The 20,489-nt window shown below is 63.5% G+C and carries 18 protein-coding genes, 1 pseudogene and 1 riboswitch; of the genes and pseudogenes, 9 read left to right on the forward strand and 10 right to left on the reverse strand.

What is annotated here, in order from left to right; genetic code table 11:
- Nucleotides 1-23 precede the first annotated feature (23 nt).
- Nucleotides 24-2,135, forward strand: a complete 2,112-nt coding sequence (locus BVH01_RS11150; RefSeq protein ID WP_256562770.1) for a heavy metal translocating P-type ATPase — start codon at nucleotides 24-26, stop codon at nucleotides 2,133-2,135.
- Between the two features lie 136 nt (nucleotides 2,136-2,271).
- Here the strand turns inward: BVH01_RS11150 and BVH01_RS11155 are convergent, their stop codons facing one another.
- Nucleotides 2,272-2,874, reverse strand: a complete 603-nt coding sequence (locus tag BVH01_RS11155) for a glutathione S-transferase family protein (protein ID WP_075930374.1) — start codon at nucleotides 2,872-2,874, stop codon at nucleotides 2,272-2,274.
- 23 nt (nucleotides 2,875-2,897) lie between these two features.
- Nucleotides 2,898-4,064, reverse strand: a complete 1,167-nt coding sequence (locus BVH01_RS11160) for a PLP-dependent aminotransferase family protein (protein ID WP_075930375.1) — start codon at nucleotides 4,062-4,064, stop codon at nucleotides 2,898-2,900.
- 345 nt (nucleotides 4,065-4,409) lie between these two features.
- Here BVH01_RS11160 and BVH01_RS11165 point away from each other — a divergent pair, with 345 nt between their 5' ends.
- A complete protein-coding gene (locus BVH01_RS11165) occupies nucleotides 4,410-4,856 on the forward strand; it encodes a MarR family winged helix-turn-helix transcriptional regulator (protein WP_075930376.1) in 447 nt (148 codons plus the stop codon).
- 14 nt (nucleotides 4,857-4,870) lie between these two features.
- Here the strand turns inward: BVH01_RS11165 and BVH01_RS11170 are convergent, their stop codons facing one another.
- Nucleotides 4,871-5,506, reverse strand: coding sequence for a hypothetical protein (locus BVH01_RS11170; protein ID WP_083659459.1), 636 nt, complete (start codon nucleotides 5,504-5,506; stop codon nucleotides 4,871-4,873).
- 169 nt (nucleotides 5,507-5,675) lie between these two features.
- Here BVH01_RS11170 and BVH01_RS11175 point away from each other — a divergent pair, with 169 nt between their 5' ends.
- The 3 genes and pseudogenes from BVH01_RS11175 (at nucleotide 5,676) to dapF (ending at nucleotide 8,286) form a co-directional block, all read left to right on the forward strand.
- Nucleotides 5,676-6,290 carry a LysE family translocator gene (locus BVH01_RS11175; RefSeq protein WP_075930377.1) on the forward strand — a complete coding sequence of 205 codons (615 nt, stop codon included), beginning with the start codon at nucleotides 5,676-5,678 and terminating at the stop codon, nucleotides 6,288-6,290.
- Nucleotides 6,290-7,483, forward strand: a complete 1,194-nt coding sequence (locus BVH01_RS11180) for a benzoate/H(+) symporter BenE family transporter (protein ID WP_075930378.1) — start codon at nucleotides 6,290-6,292, stop codon at nucleotides 7,481-7,483. The genes BVH01_RS11175 and BVH01_RS11180 overlap by 1 nt, the downstream gene beginning before the upstream one ends.
- Nucleotides 7,464-8,286: pseudogene (gene dapF / locus BVH01_RS11185) on the forward strand (diaminopimelate epimerase). The gene BVH01_RS11180 and the pseudogene dapF overlap by 20 nt, the downstream one beginning before the upstream one ends.
- A gap of 33 nt (nucleotides 8,287-8,319) precedes the next feature.
- On the opposite strand, the gene BVH01_RS11190 reads toward dapF, so the two are convergent.
- The gene (locus BVH01_RS11190) at nucleotides 8,320-9,216 is read right to left on the reverse strand and encodes a bile acid:sodium symporter family protein (protein ID WP_075930379.1); all 897 of its coding nucleotides are present in this window, start codon (nucleotides 9,214-9,216) and stop codon (nucleotides 8,320-8,322) included.
- Nucleotides 9,217-9,399: 183 nt separating this feature from the next.
- On the opposite strand from BVH01_RS11190, the gene BVH01_RS11195 reads away from it, so the two are divergent.
- From BVH01_RS11195 to BVH01_RS11205, 3 genes are all read left to right on the forward strand, one after another.
- Nucleotides 9,400-10,404 (forward strand): NADP-dependent oxidoreductase, encoded by a 1,005-nt coding sequence (locus tag BVH01_RS11195; protein WP_075930380.1) that lies wholly within the window; start codon nucleotides 9,400-9,402, stop codon nucleotides 10,402-10,404.
- A gap of 183 nt (nucleotides 10,405-10,587) precedes the next feature.
- Nucleotides 10,588-10,995, forward strand: coding sequence for a hypothetical protein (locus BVH01_RS11200; RefSeq protein ID WP_075930381.1), 408 nt, complete (start codon nucleotides 10,588-10,590; stop codon nucleotides 10,993-10,995).
- A 667-nt stretch (nucleotides 10,996-11,662) separates the two neighbouring features.
- The gene (locus BVH01_RS11205) at nucleotides 11,663-12,799 is read left to right on the forward strand and encodes a mechanosensitive ion channel family protein (protein WP_075930382.1); all 1,137 of its coding nucleotides are present in this window, start codon (nucleotides 11,663-11,665) and stop codon (nucleotides 12,797-12,799) included.
- 18 nt (nucleotides 12,800-12,817) lie between these two features.
- Here the strand turns inward: BVH01_RS11205 and BVH01_RS11210 are convergent, their stop codons facing one another.
- From BVH01_RS11210 to BVH01_RS11235, 6 genes are read right to left on the reverse strand one after another with little or no spacing between them, the layout of a single operon-like run.
- Nucleotides 12,818-13,231, reverse strand: coding sequence for a hypothetical protein (locus BVH01_RS11210; RefSeq protein ID WP_075930383.1), 414 nt, complete (start codon nucleotides 13,229-13,231; stop codon nucleotides 12,818-12,820).
- Nucleotides 13,228-14,451: an MFS transporter gene (locus BVH01_RS11215; protein ID WP_075930384.1), complete on the reverse strand. Its 1,224-nt coding sequence runs from the start codon at nucleotides 14,449-14,451 to the stop codon at nucleotides 13,228-13,230. Before BVH01_RS11215 ends, BVH01_RS11210 begins: the two co-directional genes overlap by 4 nt.
- A 41-nt stretch (nucleotides 14,452-14,492) precedes the next feature.
- Complete coding sequence (locus BVH01_RS11220; RefSeq protein WP_075930385.1) at nucleotides 14,493-14,921, reverse strand: pseudoazurin; 429 nt, start codon at nucleotides 14,919-14,921, stop codon at nucleotides 14,493-14,495.
- 14 nt (nucleotides 14,922-14,935) lie between these two features.
- Nucleotides 14,936-15,703 (reverse strand): ABC transporter ATP-binding protein, encoded by a 768-nt coding sequence (locus BVH01_RS11225; RefSeq protein WP_075930386.1) that lies wholly within the window; start codon nucleotides 15,701-15,703, stop codon nucleotides 14,936-14,938.
- Nucleotides 15,700-16,734: an iron ABC transporter permease gene (locus BVH01_RS11230; protein ID WP_075930387.1), complete on the reverse strand. Its 1,035-nt coding sequence runs from the start codon at nucleotides 16,732-16,734 to the stop codon at nucleotides 15,700-15,702. Before BVH01_RS11230 ends, BVH01_RS11225 begins: the two co-directional genes overlap by 4 nt.
- A complete protein-coding gene (locus tag BVH01_RS11235) occupies nucleotides 16,731-17,738 on the reverse strand; it encodes an ABC transporter substrate-binding protein (protein WP_075930388.1) in 1,008 nt (335 codons plus the stop codon). The genes BVH01_RS11230 and BVH01_RS11235 overlap by 4 nt, the downstream gene beginning before the upstream one ends.
- Before the next feature lie 167 nt (nucleotides 17,739-17,905).
- A riboswitch (cobalamin riboswitch) is annotated at nucleotides 17,906-18,102 on the reverse strand.
- A gap of 159 nt (nucleotides 18,103-18,261) precedes the next feature.
- On the opposite strand from BVH01_RS11235, the gene BVH01_RS11240 reads away from it, so the two are divergent.
- Nucleotides 18,262-20,388 (forward strand): TonB-dependent siderophore receptor, encoded by a 2,127-nt coding sequence (locus BVH01_RS11240; protein ID WP_075930389.1) that lies wholly within the window; start codon nucleotides 18,262-18,264, stop codon nucleotides 20,386-20,388.
- The last annotated feature ends 101 nt before the right edge of the window (nucleotides 20,389-20,489 follow it).

The raw sequence follows: 20,489 nt of genomic DNA on the forward strand, positions 1-20,489 counted from the left end.
TCGCGGCGATCGCCAGCCTGGGCATGCAGGCGCTACCCCTGGCCGCCGAGACCCGCGTGCGTATCGAGCAGATGGACTGCCCGACCGAGGAACGCCTGATCAGCGACAAGCTGGCCCGTCAGCCCGGCATCGAGGCGCTGCAGTTCAACCTGATGCAGCGGGTGCTGACCATTCGCCACCGCCCGGACGCCCTGGAGCCCGCCCTGCTGGCGATCCGCGGGCTCGGCTTCACCCCACAACTCGAAAGCGAAACCCAGGCCGCGCCCGCCGAGCCTGTGGCCAGCGGCTTGCCGTGGCGGCTGATCGGTGCTGGCGTGGCCGCCTTCATCGCCGAACTGGTGCACTTCACCGACAGCGCGCCGGAGTGGGTGGTCGCACTGATCGCCCTGGGCGCCATCCTCACGGCTGGGCTCGACGTCTACAAGAAGGGCTGGATCGCCCTGAAAAACTTCAACCTGAACATCAATGCGCTGATGAGCATCGCCGTGACCGGCGCCGTGCTGATCGGGCAGTGGCCCGAGGCGGCCATGGTCATGGTGCTGTTCGCCATCGCCGAGCGGATCGAGGCGAAATCCCTGGATCGCGCCCGCAACGCTATTCGCGGCCTGATGGCCCTGACCCCGGAACAGGCGACGGTACGCCAGGCCGACGGCAGCTGGCAGGCGCTCGACGTCGCCCAGGTGGCCATCGGCAGCGTGGTGAGGGTGCGACCGGGTGAGCGCATCGGCCTCGACGGCCAGGTGCTCGACGGGCACTCGACGGTGGACCAGTCGCCAATCACCGGGGAAAGCCTGCCCATCGAGAAAACCGTGGGCGATACCCTGTTCGCCGGCACCATCAACCAGGGCGGCGCACTGGAATACCAGGTCAGCGCCGCAGCCAGCAACAGCGCGTTGTCACGCATCATCAAGGCCGTCGAGGAGGCTCAAGGCGCACGCGCACCGACGCAGCGCTTCGTCGACCGTTTCGCGCGCATCTACACGCCGCTGGTGTTCCTGCTCTCCCTGGCGGTGGCCGTGGTGCCGCCATTGTTGCTGGGTGGCAGCTGGTTCGACTGGGTGTATCGCGCCCTGGTCCTGCTGGTGGTCGCCTGCCCTTGTGCTCTGGTGATTTCCACGCCGGTAAGCATCGTCAGCGGCCTCGCCGCAGCGGCGCGCAAGGGCATTCTGGTCAAGGGCGGCGTGTACCTGGAACACGGCCGACACATCACTCACCTGGCGCTGGACAAGACCGGCACCCTCACCCACGGCAAGCCGGTGCAGACCGACTACCAGGCACTGGGCGAGGATGCCGCCCGTTACCACATACTCGCCGCCAGCCTGGCTGCTCGCTCCGACCACCCGGTTTCCCTGGCGGTGGCCAGTGCAGCCCGGCAACAGGGTATCGAGCTGGCCGAGGTACAGGCATTCGAAGCCCTGGCCGGGCGCGGCGTGCGCGGCGTGATCGATGGCCAGCGCTACCAATTGGGCAACCATCGCCTGCTCGAGGAGCTGGGCCTGTGTTCGGCGGCGCTCGAAACCCGACTCGATGAACTCGAGCGCCAGGGCAAGACGGTGATCGTGCTCAGCGACGAAACCCGCCCCCTGGCCCTGTTCGCCGTCGCCGACACCTTGAAGGACAGCAGCCGCGAGGCCATCGCCAGCCTCCACGCCATGGGCATCAAGACCGTCATGCTGACCGGCGACAACCAGCACACCGCTCAGGCCATCGCCGCCCAGGTTGGCATCGACGAGGCCCGCGGCGACCTGCTGCCCACCGACAAACTGGCAACCGTCGAAACCCTGCTCGCACAGAAAGGCGTGGTGGCCATGGTCGGTGACGGCATCAACGACGCCCCGGCCCTGGCACGCGCCGATGTCGGTTTCGCCATGGCCGCGATCGGCACCGACACGGCCATCGAAACCGCCGACGTGGCGATCATGGACGACGACCTGCGCAAGATCCCGGCGTTCATCCGCCTGTCTCAGCAGACCGCGGCGATCCTCAAGCAGAACATCGTGCTGGCCCTGGGCATCAAGGCAGTCTTCCTGGCCATGACCGTCACCGGCCACGCCACCATGTGGATGGCGGTGTTCGCCGATGTCGGCGTGAGCCTGCTGGTGGTGTTCAATGGGTTGCGGTTGTTGCGAAAGTAGTCATTTGCGTCTGTAGCCCGTCACTGAGCGAAGCGATGTGCGGGGAGCGGTTTCGCTATCGGCATGTGTAAGCAGCGAAAACCGATCCCTGGGTTTCGCTGCGCTCTACGCCAGGCTACAAGAGCGGACGCGGCTATCAGCCCAGCATGGTCACGTGTTTCGGGTGGCTGGCGATGCGATCCAGCCAGGCATTGATGGCCGGGTAAGCGCTGAGGTCGAAGCCGCCCTCGTGAGCCACATGGGTGTAGGCGTACAGGGCGATGTCGGCGATGGTGTAGCGATCGCCAACCAGATACGGCGTCTGCTGCAGTTGCCGCTCCATCACCCGCAGCGCCTTGTGGCCGCGAACCTGGCAGACCTTGTATTCCTCCTGACGGTCAGCCGGCATGCCCTGGTACAGCTGAATGAACCGCGCCACCGCCACATACGGCTCATGGCTGTACTGCTCGAAGAACTGCCACTGCAACACCTGGGTACGCAGGCGTGGCTCGGTCTCGAGGAATTCGCTGCCATCGGCCAGGAAGTTGAGGATGGCGTTGGACTCCCACAGACAGGTGCCGTCTTCCAGTTCGAGCACCGGAATCTTGCCGTTGGGGTTCTTGGCCAGGAACTCGGGCCGCTGGGTATCGCCATTGAGAATATCGATAGGCACCCACTCGAACGGTTTGCCCAACAGGCTGAGCATCAGCTTGACCTTGTAGCAGTTGCCCGAGCGGTAATCGCCATACACCTTGTACATGTTCATCCCCCCTTTGCCGATAATCACGCCGCGTCCGCGGCCAATCCCTGACGTACCACGCCAGCCAACCGGCGTAGCCCTTCACCCAGGCGTTCCGGTGCCACGTGGCTGAAGTTCAACCGCAGGTAACCGGGCTCACGATCCGGGTCGATGAAGAACGGCTCACCCGGCATGAACGCCACGTTCTGCGCCAGCGCTGCATCGAGCAGCAGGCGCGTGTCCTGGGGCTGCTTGAGCTTCAACCAGAAGAACAGCCCACCCTGGGGAACCTGCCACTCGGCCAGCTCACTGAAGTGTTCGACGAGCGCCGCCTGCATCGCATCACGGCGCAGGCGATAAAAATCTCGCAGCTCGGCCAGGTGCTCTCGGTATTGCTCGGTACCCAGCCATTGCAGCGCCTGCCATTGACCGACACGGTTGGTGTGCAGATCCGCCGACTGCTTGAGGCGCAGCAGATGGGGAAACAGATCCGGCGTCGCGATCAGGTAACCGACACGTAGCCCGGGCAGTAGCGTCTTGGAAACGGTACCGGTATAGATCCAGCTGGCCTTGCGCAGGCGGCTGACGATGGGCGTGGCACTGCCGGCGTCGAACACCAGCTCGCGGTATGGCTCATCCTCGATCAGCGTGACCTGATAACGATCCAGCAGGGCCGCCACGGCGTCGCGCTTGGCTTCGCTGTAGCGCACCGCACTGGGATTCTGGAAGGTTGGAATCAGGTAAGCGAACGCCGGGCGCTGGCGCTCCAGCTGCGCTTCGAGCGCTTGCAGCTGCGGGCCGTCGGCCTCCTGGGGCACGGCCACGCAATCGGCACCGAACAGCTGAAACGCCTGCAAGGCCGCCAGGTAGGTTGGCGCTTCGAGCAGCACCTTGGTGCCTGGGTCGATGAACAGCTTGCTGGCCAGGTCCAGGGTCTGCTGCGAGCCACTGACGATAAGCACCTGGCTGGCCTCACAGGGCACACCCAGCAGGCGGGCCTCTGCGGCGATGGCTTCACGCAATGCCGGCTCGCCCTCGCTCATGCCGTATTGCCCCATGCTGGTGGGCATCTGCGACCAGTCGAGCACCGGTAGCATCTCCTCGGCCGGCAGGCCACCGGCGAACGACATCACTTCCGGGCGCTGGGCGGCAGCGAGGATTTCGCGAATCAGGGAGCTTTTAAGGCGGGAGATGCGTTCGGAGAAGGCCATGAGGTCACCAGGTGATAAGTCATGAAACGAGGGTCTGTTGACGTTTCACGCACGGCCGCGCCGGAGCCCGTTTTGCCGCGAGGCAAGGCACGAGCCGCGAAGTTTAGCGGGCTAAATGAGCCGGCGAGAAACGCAGCATCGCGGCAAAACGTGCCCGGCCCTACGGGTTGCGCGAGAAATCTCGCCATGCGTCGTTGGAGGACTTGAAAAGGGAACGCCATTCCCTGCGTCCTCCGCCTCGCCTGGCGAGATTTCTCGCGGCAACGCGGCTCGCGTTGAAATGTCAACAGACCCTAGGTCAAACTGCTTGACCGAAAGTACGACGCCCGGGACATATACGTCAATATGATTGACCTTAAAAATTCAACCGATCAGCAAACCGCGATGGAAGCCTTTTTCTTCGGCTATCAGGCGTTCACCGCCAAGGCGGACGAGATGCTCGCGCGCCGCGGCCTGTCGCGGGTGCATCAGCGCATCCTGTTTTTCGTCGCCAAGTACCCTGGCCTGAGCGTGAAGGAACTGCTCGGTTACCTGAAGGTGAGCAAGCAGGCGTTGAACACGCCGCTGCGACAATTGCAGGAGATGCAGCTGGTGCAGAGCGAGACGGCCACGGATGACAGGCGCAAACGCTTGCTGGTGTTCACCACGGAAGGTGCCAAGCTGGAAGCTGGCCTGCGCCGCGAGCAGGCCAAGCTGTTGCGCAAAGCATTCGCCGAGGCGGGAGAAGCTGCAGTGACTGGCTGGCTGACCGTCAACCAGACACTGGGCAAGGGGCTGGAGGAGCGCGCCTGAGCACTCTCGCAGAATCAGGCAGAAGCCTTTAGCTCCCTGGCAGCCTTGAAGAATACGAAGGCCATGGCCACAGCGGTTCCCAGCAAGGGAGCGATGGCCAGCACGATCAGGATTACCGTGGCTACCATCAGGCCGCCGACGATGTTCATCCAGGCCAGCATGGTGAAGGCTGGGTAGGCGTTCTGTACCTTGCGCATGCGTATGCCCATCCAGACCAGCAACCCGCCGTAGACCCACATCAAGCCAAAATAGATGAGCATCGGCGTACCGGGCTCACTGGTGGCCTCTCCCAATACCAGCTCCATGCAGCTGAGCAGCATCCCGAGCACCGCCACCGCCATTACCGGGCTGGTGAGATTTTCGGCCTGGAACCGCTGCTCCGCGAATCGCTTCAGACGCAACAGCAGGTAGACGCCCAGCAGCTCGAGCGCTGGGCTGAGCCACTGGCTAACCTGCGCCAGCCAACGGTCAGCGAAATACCCGCTGGCACCAGCGACGCCAATGGATACCAGTGCGCCTACTGCCGACAGCAGGCTCAACCAGCCGAGCAGGCGCAACTGAGTGACGCTCCAACCATCCTGTGGTCGAACGGGCGCCTCTTCGACGAGCGTGACTTGAGGGGCAGCGTAGGGATTGATTTCGCTGGGCATCGCAAATTCCTTATGCGCGGATTGATCAAGGCGCCGAAACTACTCGTTGGCGCCGGGTTCGCCAATCGACTGTATCGTGTTTTACGCAAGTCTCTGTACGGCGACGTGTTGCGGCCCACGACATAGTCTTGCTGGCACTTCTGCCGATATCGCTCCCGAGTGCCTGATAATGACCCTGGAACTGCTACTCGCCTTCGTCGCCTTCGCTTTCGTCACCTCGATCACGCCAGGCCCCAACAACATGATGCTGCTCGCCTCCGGGGTAAACTTCGGGTTGCGCCGCAGTCTGCCGCACATGCTGGGCATCAGCCTTGGTTTCATGGTGCTGATCATCTGCGTAGGGCTGGGCCTGGGTCAGCTGTTCGAGCAGCTTCCGGTGCTGTACACCTTGCTGCGTTACCTGGGCGCCGCATACCTGCTCTACCTGGCCTGGAAAATCGCCCGCTCCGGCGCGCCGGACAGCACCGGTGGCGAGCGTGGCAAGCCTTTCACGTTTCTGCAGGCAGCGGCGTTCCAGTGGGTCAATCCCAAGGCCTGGGTCATGGCCATCGGCGCCATCGCCACCTACACCCCGCAGGAAAACTTCCTGGTCAACGTGCTGCTGATCGCCGCCCTGTTCGCTGTGGTTGGCGGGCCCTGCGTGGGCCTGTGGACGGTGGCCGGCAGCCTGCTGCGCAACTGGCTGCGCAATGCCACGGTGCTGCGCGTTTTCAATGTCGGCATGGCCGTGCTGCTGGTGATCTCGCTGTACCCGATTCTCGCCGACCTCAAAGGAGTACTGTAATGCTCGAGAGCAGCCAACCGCGCCTGCGCCCGCTGGCCGATACCTCCACCGCTGCCGTGGTGGCCGGCTTCATCGGCATGCTCACCGGCTATACCAGCTCCCTGGTGCTGATGTTCCAGGCGGGCCAGGCAGCCGGGCTGAGCAGCGGGCAGATTTCCTCATGGATCTGGGCGCTGTCGATCGGCATGGCGGTGACCTGCATCGGCCTGTCGCTGCGCTACCGCGCCCCGGTGATGGTCGCCTGGTCGACGCCTGGAGCGGCGCTGTTGATCACCAGCCTGCCCGGCGTGCCGTACAGTGAAGCGATCGGCGCCTACATCGTTTGCTCGGCACTGATTCTGGTCTGCGGCCTGACCGGCAGTTTCGACCGCATCATGCGCCGTATCCCCGGTTCCATTGCTGCGGCGCTGCTGGCCGGCGTACTGTTCAAGATCGCCCTGGAAATCTGCGTGGCCGCCGAGCAGCAACCGCTGCTGGTGATCGCCATGCTGTTCACCTATCTGCTGGGCAAGCGCCTGCAGCCGCGTTACGCCGTGCTGGGTGCGCTGGTGGTCGGCTGCGTGCTGGCCGGCGCGCTGGGGCTGCTGAACTTCTCCCAGTTCGAACTGCAACTGGCGACGCCGGAGTGGACAACGCCGAGCTTCTCCATCGCCGCGGCGATCAGCATCGGCATTCCGCTGTTCATCGTCGCCATGGCCTCGCAGAACCTGCCGGGCATGGCCGTACTGCGCGCCAACGGCTACGACGTACCGGCCTCGCCGCTGCTCAACACCACCAGCCTGGTATCGATCCTGATGGCGCCTTTCGGCTCCCACGGCATCCACATGGCGGCCATCAGCGCAGCGATCTGCGCCGGCCCGGAAGCTCACGAAGATCCGCGCAAGCGTTATACCGCCGCGGTCTGGTGCGGGATTTTCTACGGGATCGCCGGGCTGTTCGGCGCCACCCTCGCCGCCCTGTTCGCCGCCCTGCCCAAGGCGCTGATCCTCTCGGTAGCGGCGCTGGCGCTGTTCGCCTCGATCATCGGCGGGCTGACTCAGGCCATGGGCGAGCCAAAAGAACGCGAAGCAGCGCTGATCACCTTTCTGGTCACCGCTTCGGGCATGACGCTGTTCGGCGTCGGCTCGGCGTTCTGGGGCATCGTCGCCGGGTTGCTGACGCTGGTGCTGCTCAATGCAGGGAAGCGTACCTGAATTGCGCTTTCACAAAATGCATGCCAACGGAGACGACTTCGTAGTGGTCGACTCCAGAGACAAGCACAACCCCGTGACGAGCGATCTGGTTCGATACCTCGCTGACCGAAACCGTGGAATTGGCTTCAATCAGTTGGCAGTGCTACTCGCATGCGATGACGCCGATGCGCACCTGCTGTTCTGGAACGCAGATGGCAGCGTACTCAATGCCTGCGGCAGCGCGACGCGTGGGGCGGCTGACCTGTTGATGAACGAATCGAATGCCACTCGGGTTACGGTTCGCACCGCGCGCGGCTTGCTGACCTGCAAACCGGACCAGCAGCGCTGCCATTACCGTGGACATGGGCGAACCACTGCTTGGATGGGCGGACGTACCCCTGGCACAGGCTCAAGACACGCTCGCCCTGTCACTTGCGGGTAACCCCGTGGCTTGCAGCATGGGCAATCCGCATTGCACCTATTTCGTCGATGATCTGGCCCACCTCGATGTTGCAGCCCGAGGAACGGTGATCGAGACTCACCCGTTGTTTCCCCGCAAGACCAACGTCCACTTTGTCCAGATCATCAACCGGCGGCATATTCGGTTGCGCATCTGGGAGCGCGGTGGCGGCGTCCCTCTCGGCTCAGGCTCCTGCTCATGCGCAGCGGCAGTCAATGGAATCAGGCGCGGCCTGCTGGACAGCACCGTCGAGGTCGAATGCGACGGGGGAATCGTGACGGTTCAATGGGACGGCATCGGCCCAGTCTTTCTCACCGGGCCGGTAACGCGCAGCTTTTCAGGCATCCTTACAGGCGGCAACTGAAACGCCGCAGGCGATTTCAACAACGCTGCGAAATCAGGCGGGAGGCTGGGCCTCGGCCTTCAGCTGCTTGCCATGCGCCGCATTCACCCACCAGCCGAAGGCCGCGGCGGTGAAGAACATGATGATGCTGTACAGCGCCGCCGGAATCGCCATGGTGCTGTTGTTGAGCAGCACCGGGCTGAGCGCCAGGGCGATGGCCAGGGTGCCGTTGTGGATGCCGATTTCCATGCCGATGGCGATGGCCTGGCGCAGGCTCAGCTTGAGCAGGCGCGGCACGAAGTAGCCGACCGCCAGGCTCAGCAGGTTGAAGGCCAGGGCCGCTGCGCCGACTACCGGCGCGTAGTCGAGTACCGTCTGCCAGTCCTTGACCAGCGCCAGCACGATGATCAGCAGCAGAAACAGCGCCGAGATGATCTTCACCGGGTTTTCCATGCGCATCGCGAAACCGGGGAAGCGGCTGCGCAGGAACATGCCGATGGCCACCGGCCCCAGCACGATGGCGAACACCTGCACCACCTTGGCGAACTGCAACGGAATGGCCTGGTCGCCCTCCATGAAGTAGGCCAGCGACAGGTTGACGATAAAAGGCATGGTCAGCACCGCGACCACCGAATTCACCGCCGTGAGGGTGATGTTCAGCGCTACGTCACCATGGGCCAGGTGGCTATACAAGTTGGCGGAAGTGCCTCCAGGCGAGGCGGCAAGCAGCATCATGCCGACGGCCAGTGCAGGCGCCAGGCCAAACGCCTGAACCATGAAGAAGCAGGCCACCGGCAACAGCAGCAGCTGGCAGAACAGCCCGACCAGCACCGGCTTCGGGTACTTCACCACACGGGTGAAATCCGCCACGGTCAACGACAGGCCAAGGCCGAGCATGATGATGCCCAGCGCCAGGGGGAGAAACACACTCAGCAAGGGACTTGCAGTCATCGCTACCTCGGCGTGGTCTGACTTCCGTGATCGTGATCCACACTGTAGCGGGCAATCGTCAGCGTGCGTGCGGGCGACGGCCACATCAGTTCGATGGATCGGCATACATTCGGCCACTGCGACATGCTTGTCCAATCATGATCCGAGGATTATCACCACAGCTTATTTCAACGGAGGCTCTCCATGTCCACTCAACTCAACCGTCAGTTTCTGCTCGCCAAACGCCCCAGCGGCATGGTCAGCCGCGATACGTTCGATTACGTGGAAAAACCGGTCGGCGAACCGAGCAATGGGCAGATTCTGGTCAAGAACCTCTACCTGTCGCTGGACCCGGCCATGCGCGGCTGGATGAACGAAGGCAAGTCCTATATCGCGCCAGTGGGCCTGGGCGATGTGATGCGCGCCCTGGGCGTTGGTGAAGTGGTGGCGTCCAATCACCCGGACTACGCCGTAGGCGATTACGTCAATGGCGCCCTTGGCGTACAGGACTATTTCCTCGGTGAGCCACGCGGTTTCTACAAGGTCGACCCCAAGCGCGCGCCACTGCCGGTGTATCTGTCGGCCCTCGGCATGACCGGCATGACCGCCTATTTCGCGCTGCTCGATGTCGGCGCGCCGAAGAGCGGCGATACCGTTGTGCTGTCCGGCGCGGCGGGCGCCGTGGGCAGCATTGCCGGGCAGATCGCCAAGCTAAAGGGCTGCCGGGTCATCGGCATCGCCGGTGGCAAGGAGAAATGCACCTACCTGACCGATGAACTGGGCTTCGATGGGGCCATCGACTACAAGAGCGAAGACCTGCACGAAGCGCTCAAGCGTGAATGCCCGAAGGGCGTCGACGTGTACTTCGACAACGTAGGCGGCGAAACACTCGATGCCGTGCTGGGCCGCTTGGCGCTCAAGGCACGCATCGTCATCTGCGGCGCGATCAGCCAGTACAACAACAAGGACGCGGTAAAAGGCCCGGCCAACTACCTGTCGCTGCTGGTCAATCGTGCGCGCATGGAAGGCTTCGTGGTCATGGATCACGCGGCCAATTTCGCCAGCGCGGCGGCAGAAATCGGTGGCTGGCTGGCCGAAGGCAAGATCAAGTCCAAGGAGCATATCGTCGAGGGGCTGGAAACCTTCCCGGAAACCCTGCTGAAGCTGTTCAAGGGCGAGAACTTCGGCAAGCTGGTACTCAAGGTCTGATGCCCGGCCGGGCGACCAGCAGGTCGCCCGGCCTCCAATCATCGCCCCTCCCCCTCTCCGTTCAATTCTTGCAACGCAAAGATGGCCACTAGCCATTAAATTGCTTGAGCCGGCATGACCGTTCGGTTAGTTTCGCCGCCACGCAGCCCACCGGGCTGACCGTTGCCACGCGCCGGAGCCAGGATGGAACTGTTTTTCACTGCCACAACCCTCGTGCTGGTCGTCGCGACCTACTTCCTGGTGCAACGCGTGCGTAGCCCGGCAGCGCACTGCCGAAAGCAGATGAGTGACTGGCTGTCGCGCTTCGACGCGGCCACACCGGTCGAGCAGCACGAGATGGCCGAAGTGCTGCTGCAGCAATCGGCCGAACTGGCGGCGCAGATGGGCGTCGAGGTCTATCTCGACGAACTGCTGCCAGAAGGTGCCGATCCCATCGAGCTGATCCGCACCTGGCAAGCGCAGCTTCCCATCGCCATTCCCGCCCACGCCCTGCCCAATACGCCCGCACGCACGGTGGGCGCCCTGTTGCTGATTCGCGACGTGGAGCCGGAAAGCTTCCGCGCATTACTGGGGCAAGCCGTCGCCGGTTGAGGGGCTAGGGTCTGTTGACGTTTCAGCGCAAGCCGCGTTGCAGCGAGAAATCTCGCCAGGCCGGGCGGCGATCCGCGAGGCGGAGGACGCAGGGAATGGTGTCCCCTTTTCAAGTCCTCCAACGAAGCATGGCGAGATTTCCCGCGCAACCCAGGGGCCGGGCCAGTTTTAGCGCGATGCTGCGTTTCTCGGTGGCTCATTTGGCCGGCCAAACCTCGCACCTCGTGCCTTGCCTCGCGCTAAAACTGGCTCCGGCGCGGTAGTGCTGAAACGTCAACAGACCCTATAGGCTGCGCATCAGGATGATCGGCAAGGCCGTGAACAACAATGTAACCAGGAAAAGAATCAGCAGCAGATCAAGGCTATAGAAGGTCACGTCACTCTCCAGGCGGACAGGCGTAGTGCCCGCATCAGGGTTACCCACGCCGCATCGGTTGCGGCGACAGAGGCCTGTGATCACTGCCCGGCGGTGCGCTGCAACATCTGAGCACAAGCCTTCAGATCACCCATCCACCATAGCTCAGCTATTGGCAACTGACATGCCGGCATGCGACAGCCTGCCGCATGCAAACGACTCCCTCGCCCTACCCCCGACGGGCCATTGACCTGAACTTCTTCGTCCTGAGGCCTACAGAAAACTGTATTGGCTTTCTCGGGAGATTTACCTATGGAACAGTGGAACATCTGGCTCGACCGCGACCTGTGGATCGGCGTGGCCATCGTGCTGGTCGCAACGGCGGTGATCTACACGATCCTGCGCGCAGTGGTCGGCATCCTGCACAAGCGCCTCACCGCCTGGTCCAAGGGCCAGGACGGCAACTGGCCGCATTTTCTCGCCGTGGTCATCGGCCGTACCAGCCGCTTGCTGCTGCTGGCCTTTTCCCTGCTGCTGGCGCTGCGCCTGCCGGATTTGCCCGGAAGCTGGCAGGCCGCGCTCAGCCATACCTGGTTCGTGGCGCTGGCTCTGCAGATCGCCCTCTGGGTGGATACCGGCGTGCGCCTGTGGTCGCGCAGCCTGGTGGTCGGCAAGCACGGCGGCAGCGGCTACAACCCGGTGATGACCACCATCATCAGCATCATGGTGCTGATCGTCGTCTGGTCGGTGATGCTGCTGTCGATCCTCGCCAACCTGGGCGTGGACATCACCGCACTGGTGGCCAGCCTCGGGGTCGGCGGTATCGCCGTGGCATTGGCGGTGCAGACGGTGCTGGGCGATGTGTTCGCCTCGTTGTCGATCGGTGTCGACAAGCCCTTCGAGATCGGCGATTTCGTGGTGTTCGGCGAGGTGGCCGGCAGCATCGAGCATATCGGTCTGAAAACCACACGAATCCGCAGCCTCAGTGGCGAGCAGGTGGTCTGCGCCAACGCCGACCTGCTGCGCCAGATCGTGCACAACTACAAGCGCATGGACACCCGGCGCATCGTATTCAAGTTCGGTATCAGCTACGACACGCCGAGCGACAAGGTGCGCCAGGTTTCGGAGCGGGTCGGCGAGATCATTCGCGCCACGCCGAAAACCAAGTTCGACCGCGCCCATTTCCTGGGTTTCGACGAGAGCCAGCTGACATTCGAAGTGGTGTATATCGTGCAGAGCTCGGACTACAACCAGTACATGGACATCCAGCAGGAGATCAACCTGCAACTGCTCGATGCACTACGCGAGCTGGATGTGCGCTTCGCCCTGCCGCGCCGCGACTTGCGCCTGGTCGGCGAGCGCATGCCGACGCTGAAGGTTGCGGGTTTGCCTCAGCAGGCCGAGCCTGAAGCGGACGATCATGGGCAGCGCCTGCCGCGCTTCAGCTGACCGTGCTCACGCGACGAGTCAGCGGCAACCGCTCAAGCGATTGCAGTTGACTCGGTCGCGCTCCCCCTTGGAGCTGGACAGCCGGCTCACCACGTTCCAGCCGATTCGCCGACTGGAACCGAACCACACCTGCCCGTCCGCACTCACGCCGGTGAACAGTTGCAGCCGACCATAGGTGGTGCTGGTCTGCGACCAGCTCAGGCCGCTGATCACGTCATAGCCGCGCATCAAGGTGTCATTGCCCTGCTGAGCGATGCCGTAGTGGTTGCCGAAACGGTCCGTACAGTTGAGCAGCGTCGCGCTGCGGGTGCAGCGCATGGCGTCACCCGGCAACGTGAACGCCGCTTGAGCCGGCAAAGCCAGCGCTACGAACAGCAAGCTGATCGCTGAGGCAATGCCAGGCGTGGCGCGAAGCCGTCGTAGCGAAATCATGTACGCACCTCGGGTTCGCTCAAACGAGCCATATGCCGGGTGAGCCCGATTCCGGCGCCCACACCGATGGCACACAATGCCCACCACAAGAGTTGCGGCGGCGCCTGATCGGCCGGCAGGAAGCGGCCGATCAGCACGTTACTGACCAGCGCGACCAAACCGCCTACCCCGGCGAAGAACCCGTAATAGGCGGCCAGCTGACCACGCCTGGCGTAATGGGGCACGTGGGCCGACAGCAGCGGCAGCACCAGCAGGCTACCAAGGCTGAACACCACGGCCATCACCTGCACCGCCAACTGGGCGCCGAACAGGCTGACCAGCGGCTCGGCCAACAGGCCGTAGCTGGCTGCCATCAGCGCCAAACCCATGCCCATGCTCTGCCCTTCGCTCATCCAGCGCTGGCGCAGGGTGCTGACCGGCATCTGCAGCAGCACGCCGACCAGTGCGGTGATCACGAACACCTGGGTGATCCACTCCTGGCCACCGCCATAGGCGTGGCTGTAGGCCGGCACCGCCAGGTAAAGCGGATGAAACAGCAAAGGATAGGCAGCCGCCAACAAGGCGAAGCGCAGGAACGGCCATTGCTGGAGCATGTCCAGGCACTGGCGCAGCATGGTTACCGGCTCCTCGCCCGAGACCAGATCCTTGAGCGGCAGGAAGCGCCATTGCACCAGCGTCATCACCAGGAACAGTGCCGCCGATACGCTACCGGTCACCGAGAAGTCGACGCTGATGAACAGCAGGCCGGCCAACGGGCCAAGCAGCATGCCGGCGGTGCTCGCCATGTTGTGCAGGGCGAACGCCTGCTTGCGCAGCTGGGCGTCCTGGCATTCGTCCGCCAGGTAGGCCTGGGCGCAGGGCGTGAACAGTGCGCCGGCGAAGCCGCTCAGGCAGGCGGCCAGCAGCAGCACCGTGAGGCTCTCGGAAAACCCGAATACCGCAAAGCCAACGCAGCGCACCCCGCAGCCGATCAGAATGGCGCGGCGGTAGCCGATGCGATCTCCCAGCAGGCCGCCGAGCAGGAACAAACCCTGCTGGCTGAACACACGGATGCCGAGCACCAGACCCACGGCCCAGCCGGCCAGGCCGAGATTCTCGCTCAGATGCCCGGCCAGGTACGGCATCAACATGTAGAAGCCGAAGTTGAAGCTCAGCCCATTGAGGATCAGCACACGCGCCGCAGGCGAAAGTGACGTCAGGGTGGTGAGGACACGGCGCATCAGGGCACGACACTCATCGCAGGAAATGGCCCTCAGTATGCCTAATTCGCCCGCTCGACGATCTGCTCGAAACGCTGTTTGGCACGCGCAGGCAGGGATGCGGGAATCTGCACGTCGCTGAGCGGGGTTTCGCCGACCTGAATCAGCATCACCATGCCCATGGCCAGGTGCGGAATGCACTGGATGCCATAGAAGCCCGGCACGTCGAATTTCACTTCGACTTCTTCGTTGATCCTGCCCTTGAACGGTTCGGCGCCATCGGGCAAGAAACCTGGCAGGCTCGCGGCATTGTGGCTCGGCTGGGTGGCGATGAACTTCACCGTGTCACCTGGCGCGATGGCCAGGTAATCCGGCTCGTAGACCATGGCCCCGCTAGCGCCACGGTTGAGCATTTTCACTTCGTGCACCTCGGCCAGGGCCGCGGTGCAGAACAGGGTCGCCAGCAAGGCGATTGCGTAACGAATGGGCATGGGAACCGTCCGTGTCAGGCAGGATGAAAGCGCAGGACCCGGGCGCCGTCTTCCGGGTCGGTCAGGTAGCGAGCGCGCACGCCGAAGGTGTCGCGCAGGCGTTCGCTGGTCAGCACCTCATCGGGCTCGCCCAGTGCCACCAGCCGGCCACGTTCCATGACCCCGAGGCGGTCGCATTCCAGCGCCTGGTTGAGGTCATGCAGGGCGATCAGCGTGGTGACCGGCAGCGCCCGCACCAGGTTGAGAATCGACAGTTGGTGCTGGATGTCCAGATGGTTGGTCGGCTCGTCGAGCAGCAGGATTTGCGGCTGCTGGGCCAGCGCCCGGGCGATGTGTACGCGCTGGCGCTCGCCCCCGGACAGAGTGCTCCAGGCATGCTCGCGCATGTGGGCCATGTCCACGTCGGCCAGGGCCTGCATGACGATGCGCTCGTCACTGACGGACCAGGGCTGCAGCGCCGACAACCACGGCGTACGTCCCAGTTCGACGGCATCGCGCACCGTCACCGCATCACTGGTATCGGCCTGCTGCTCGACGAAAGCCAGTTGCCGGGCCACGTCGCGGCGGCTCAGGCTCGTCAATGGCTTGCCATGCAACTGCACCTGGCCACTGCCTGGCGCACGAATGCCGGAAAGCAGCTTGAGCAGGGTCGATTTGCCCGAACCGTTGGGCCCGATCAGCCCCAGGGTTTCGCCCTGGCGAATCTGCAGATCGACGCCGGCCACGATCGCCCGGCCCTTCACCGACCAGCCAAGGTCGCTGCATTGCAACACGGTGCTCATCGTACCCGCCTCCCGCGCACCAGAATCACCGCGAATGCCGGTGCACCGACCAGCGCGGTGACCACCCCAATGGGCAGCACCTGGCCCTTGATCGCCGTGCGCGACAGCACATCGGCGGCGATCAGGAACACCGCGCCGATCAGCGCCGAAACCGGCACCAGCCGGCCATGCCGCGCGCCCACCAGCAACCGCGCAGCGTGGGGAATCACCAGGCCGACGAAGCCGATGGAGCCGACGATCGACACCATCACCGCGGTAACCAGTGCGGTACAGGCGATCAAGGTGGCCTGCACACGACGCACCGGCACGCCCAGCGAAGCCGCCGACTCGGCACCAAAGGTGAAGGCATCCAGCGCTCGCGTGTGCCAGGCGACCAGCAAGACCCCGGCCAGGGCCATCGGTACAGCCAGCAGCACATCTTGCCAGTCGACTCCGCTCAGGTTGCCGAGCAGCCAGAACATGATGCCGCGAGCCTGCTCGGCGCTGGCCGACTTGGTGATCAGAAACGAGGTCAGTGCGTTGAATAACTGGGAGCCGGCAATACCGGCAAGAATGATCTGCGCACTGCCGCTGATCGCACCACCGCCCGCCGCCCGGGCCAGCAGCGCGACCAGGGCGAACGCGGCGACCGCGCCGAGAAAGGCGCCCATGGACAACGACAGCATGCCGGCGCCCAAGCCGAGCAAAGCCACGGAGACCGCGCCGGTGGAAGCGCCCGCAGAGATTCCCAATAGATAGGGGTCGGCCAGCGGGTTGCGCAGCAGCGCTTGCAGCACCACGCCGGACACCGCCAACCCGGCCCCGCAGCTGGCAGCGACCAGGGCGCGGGTCAGGCGGTAATTCCAGACGATGCCTTCATCGATCGGGTCGAGCACGAAGCCCGCCGCGAACAGTTTGTTGGCCAGCACCTGAAACACCACCGAGGGCGCAATGCGGGTTTCGCCCAGGGCGACTCCGGCGATCACCGCCACACCCAGGAGCAGCAGGCAGGCGATGGTCAGCAGGAACAGGCGAGAACTGCGTGCAATCATTGGAATTCGTCAACGGCCTTGGCGAGGGTTTCGATGCCTGTGATCATACGCAGCGAGGCCTGCATGCCATCGGCGTCGATGATCACGATACGCCCGTTCTTGACGGCATCCATGTGCTTGGCGACCGGGTCGTTGCGCAGGAATTCGAGCTTCTTTTCCACATCGTCGGCGGGAAAGCGACGACGGTCCATACGCGCCAGCACCAGCACCGTGGGGTTGGCCTTGGCCAGGGTTTCCCAGCCGACGCTCGGCCACTCCTCGCTGGACTCGACCACGTTGCGCAGCCCCAAGGACTTCATCATGTAGTCGGCCACGCCCTTCTGGCCGGCCACGTACGGGTCCAGATCCATGTCCGGGCTGGAGAACCAGAACAGCGCGGAAATGTCCTTGGCCTGGCGCTGCTCGGCACCGGCCACCGCCGCGGCCAGGCGCTTCTGCAGGTCGGCGACCAGGGCGTCGCCCTTGTCCTGCACGTCGAAGATCTGCGCCAACTGGTTGATGCTCTTGTACAGGCTGTCGATCTGGAACGGCTGCAGGCGGGTACCGTCGGCGCCGACCAGGTTGTCCTTGCCTTCGCAGTCGGTCGGCATGATGTAGGTGGGGATGTTCAGGTCGTGAAACTGCTTGCGCGTACCCACCACGCCCTGCTCGCCCACCATCCACTCGAACTGCACCGCCACCAGGCCCGGGCGCTTGTTGATCACCGATTCGAAGCTTGGGTCGTTGTCGGCCAGGCGCGGCACCTTGGCATTCTGCGCCTCGAACTCGGGCAGCACGTGGCTGAACCACAGCGAGGTACCGGCCAGGCGTTCGCCCAGGCCCAGGGAATAAAGGATTTCGGTACCCGCCTGGCCGATGGTCACGGCGTTGCCGGGGCTTTTCGCGAACGTCAGCGACTGGCCGCAGTTTTCCAGGGTGAGCGGGTATTGGGTCGGGCCGGCGGCATGAGCCATGGAGGACAGCGTCAGAGCAGCGCCGATGACGGCGAGGCGTGATACGAACATGCGGGTGATCTCCTAATCAACAAATACGCATAACGGCAGTGCGTAGGCTGGAGAACACATCACGCTGCGCGGCCATGGCCGCACCTGTCCCTTGCGGGAAGTGATCACGGATGCCCCCTCCCGGACACCCCGCCGGCGGTTCGATTACTGGCGCCTGCCCGCCAGAAGCGGATCAGACCCATGCCGGCAGGTCTCCTGACTGGTACGTCGATGCAACGCGGCGGCCTTCCCGGAAGCGATTCCAGTGACACGAATGCAGCGCTGCTCGGTACCTACAGTTGCGGGGGCAGTTCCGTTTGGCCACCAGAAGCGGCGACGGATTCCCTATTAATTCCTCGCGGAAACCGGCGGCGGCATCTTAAACGATTAAGTGATGCGCCTGCAGTGCTTTGCCACAGTTTGTTCAGGCCATGGCGAGCACGCTCGGGCCTGAACTTGCTGGCGCACTCAAATATCTTGCCAATACAATTGTTACGTTATAACAATTCACAAGGCACGTCCATCATATTAGGATCCTCTCACAATGCGGTTCACCGACATATCCTGCCGCCCCACGCACTATGTTTTCACCGGTTTCATCGCCCTGCTGGCTCCCATGGCCGACGCACAGACACGCCGCACGGAACCGTTGGAGCTGGAACGGACCGAAATCCTCGGCACACGGGAACAAGCTTATCGATCGACCATCGCGCCCACGGCTAACAAGAGCGACACGTCAGTCAAGGAAACACCTTTTTCGATCCAGACGGTAACCCGCGAGCTGATCGAGGATCGTGGCGTCACCACCTTCGGCGAAGCCATCCGTACTGTGCCCGGCGTTACCAATCAGGTGGGCTGGGGTGGCATGAATGATCGTTTTCGACTGCGCGGCTTCGCCACTGAAAGCAACTTGAAGAACGGCATCCGTCGCAGTAGCTTCGCCGCCCTCGACGAGCTGGCCAATATCGAGCAGATAGAAGTACTCAAAGGTCCAGCCTCCGCGCTGTATGGCCGCTTCGAACCCGGCGGCGTCGTCAATCTGGTCACCCGCAAGCCCCAGGCCGAGCAGCGCACTCGAATCGATGTGAGTGCCGGGCGGTATGACTTCTATCGCAGCACCCTGGACAGCACCGGCGCGCTCACTGACGACCTCGACTATCGCCTGACCAGCGCCTGGCAGGACAACGGCAGCTTCCGCGATTTTGTCGACAACTCGAGCCAGTTCATTTCACCTGTGCTCGGTTGGAAACTGGCGCCGCTGACCACCCTGACCATCGAGTTCGAGTACGCCCGCAAGGTTGCCGACATGGATCGTGGCTTCGGCAACAACCCGCTCTACCTGCAGGCGCCGCGCTCACGCAATTTCGCAGAACCCGATACGCGGGTCAGTGCCATCAGCAAACTCGCCTCGGTCACTCTGGATCATGCACTGGATGACGACTGGGACCTGCACGCCGCCTTGCAGGCATCTGATGCCCGGCAGTCGAGCCACTGGTATGCCTATGGTTTCCTCAACGGTGGTATCGGTGGTACGCCGAGCGCCCCTACCGTCAGCCGTCGACCGCAGTGGAATCAGGACCGACAGATCGACGCGACCGCCCTGGCCGAGATCAGTCGCCGCCTGACGACCGGCTCAATAGGCCATCGCGTCCTGCTGGGCGCCGAGTACAGCCGAGACTGGTGGGACTACGATGCCGCTGCAGGTGCCAGCTCCTCCATCGACTTCAATGCCCCGATCTACGGTAGCCCGCCTGGGCCACTAAGCCCGGCAGGTTCGGGCCGCTTCATCAATGACTCCTGGGCCCTCTATGCCCAGGATGAACTGAGCTTCGGCGCCGAAGAGCGCTGGCGCCTGCTACTGGGTGGGCGTTTCGACCAAATGAGAGCCTCCACCTTCGATCAATGGTACGGCTTAGACGAGGCATCGCAGAAAAGCTTCAACGCGTTCTCGCCGCGCGTGGGCCTGACCTGGACGCCGGTCGATGCAGTTTCCCTCTATGCCAGCTGGTCGCGGTCGATGCGTACCGAGCTGAACAACGGCATTCTGCGCGATGGCCAGGTACCCAAACCGGTGTCGGGCGAACAGTTCGAGATCGGCAGCAAACTCAGCCTGCTGGAGGGTCGCTTCGCGCCGACGCTGGCCATTTTTGACATCCGCCGCCGCGATGGCCTCGTCTCGGACCCCAATGACCCGACCTTCACCTACAGCATTCAGGTTGGCGAGCAACGCAGCAAGGGTTGGGAAATCGACCTGCCCTTCATGATCACTCCGCGCTGGCGCCTGCTGGCGAGCTACACACGCCTCGACACGACCATCAGCAAGGACACCGACAGCGGCATGCAAGGTAATCGTCTGGCCAATGCACCGCGTAGCAATGCCAGCCTGTGGAGCACCTATGACCTGGCGACCCTTCCCGGCCTGAGCATCGGCATAGGCGCCAACCGGGTGGGTGAACGCGAGGCCAACAACGCCAACAGTTTCAGCCTGCCCGCTTACACGCGGTGGGACGCCAACCTCACGTACCGTTTCGGCCAGGCCCAACGCTACCGCACCCAACTCAACGTTCAGAACCTGTTCGACAAGCGCTACTACGACTCCGGCGGCAGCTTCGTACCCACGTACCCCGGCGCACCGCGCATGGCGATAGTGAGTATGGGCGTGACGTTCTGAGCAGCGGCTGACTCCGGTAGGCGCACCGCTCCTACCGAACAGATCTCACTGATTATGCAGCGTTACAGACGGCTCAAGAATTTCAAAGACAGGCTTGTAAT

The organism is Pseudomonas sp. PA1(2017) (assembly GCF_001945375.1).
GTDB lineage: Bacteria > Pseudomonadota > Gammaproteobacteria > Pseudomonadales > Pseudomonadaceae > Aquipseudomonas.

Excerpts from the sequence above, each read along its gene's own strand:
- BVH01_RS11240 (WP_075930389.1), top strand. The coding sequence starts at position 18,262 with ATGCGGTTCACCGACATATCCTGCCGCCCCACGCACTATGTTTTCACC.
- BVH01_RS11200 (WP_075930381.1), top strand. The coding sequence starts at position 10,588 with ATGGAACTGTTTTTCACTGCCACAACCCTCGTGCTGGTCGTCGCGACC.
- BVH01_RS11160 (WP_075930375.1), bottom strand. The coding sequence starts at position 4,064 with ATGGCCTTCTCCGAACGCATCTCCCGCCTTAAAAGCTCCCTGATTCGC.
- BVH01_RS11220 (WP_075930385.1), bottom strand. The coding sequence starts at position 14,921 with ATGCCCATTCGTTACGCAATCGCCTTGCTGGCGACCCTGTTCTGCACC.
- BVH01_RS11155 (WP_075930374.1), bottom strand. The coding sequence starts at position 2,874 with ATGTACAAGGTGTATGGCGATTACCGCTCGGGCAACTGCTACAAGGTC.
- BVH01_RS11170 (WP_083659459.1), bottom strand. The coding sequence starts at position 5,506 with ATGCCCAGCGAAATCAATCCCTACGCTGCCCCTCAAGTCACGCTCGTC.
- BVH01_RS11235 (WP_075930388.1), bottom strand. The coding sequence starts at position 17,738 with ATGTTCGTATCACGCCTCGCCGTCATCGGCGCTGCTCTGACGCTGTCC.
- BVH01_RS11215 (WP_075930384.1), bottom strand. The coding sequence starts at position 14,451 with ATGCGCCGTGTCCTCACCACCCTGACGTCACTTTCGCCTGCGGCGCGT.
- BVH01_RS11165 (WP_075930376.1), top strand. The coding sequence starts at position 4,410 with ATGATTGACCTTAAAAATTCAACCGATCAGCAAACCGCGATGGAAGCC.
- BVH01_RS11205 (WP_075930382.1), top strand. The coding sequence starts at position 11,663 with ATGGAACAGTGGAACATCTGGCTCGACCGCGACCTGTGGATCGGCGTG.
- BVH01_RS11225 (WP_075930386.1), bottom strand. The coding sequence starts at position 15,703 with ATGAGCACCGTGTTGCAATGCAGCGACCTTGGCTGGTCGGTGAAGGGC.
- BVH01_RS11210 (WP_075930383.1), bottom strand. The coding sequence starts at position 13,231 with ATGATTTCGCTACGACGGCTTCGCGCCACGCCTGGCATTGCCTCAGCG.
- BVH01_RS11195 (WP_075930380.1), top strand. The coding sequence starts at position 9,400 with ATGTCCACTCAACTCAACCGTCAGTTTCTGCTCGCCAAACGCCCCAGC.
- BVH01_RS11175 (WP_075930377.1), top strand. The coding sequence starts at position 5,676 with ATGACCCTGGAACTGCTACTCGCCTTCGTCGCCTTCGCTTTCGTCACC.
- BVH01_RS11230 (WP_075930387.1), bottom strand. The coding sequence starts at position 16,734 with ATGATTGCACGCAGTTCTCGCCTGTTCCTGCTGACCATCGCCTGCCTG.
- BVH01_RS11150 (WP_256562770.1), top strand. The coding sequence starts at position 24 with ATGCAGGCGCTACCCCTGGCCGCCGAGACCCGCGTGCGTATCGAGCAG.
- BVH01_RS11180 (WP_075930378.1), top strand. The coding sequence starts at position 6,290 with ATGCTCGAGAGCAGCCAACCGCGCCTGCGCCCGCTGGCCGATACCTCC.
- BVH01_RS11190 (WP_075930379.1), bottom strand. The coding sequence starts at position 9,216 with ATGACTGCAAGTCCCTTGCTGAGTGTGTTTCTCCCCCTGGCGCTGGGC.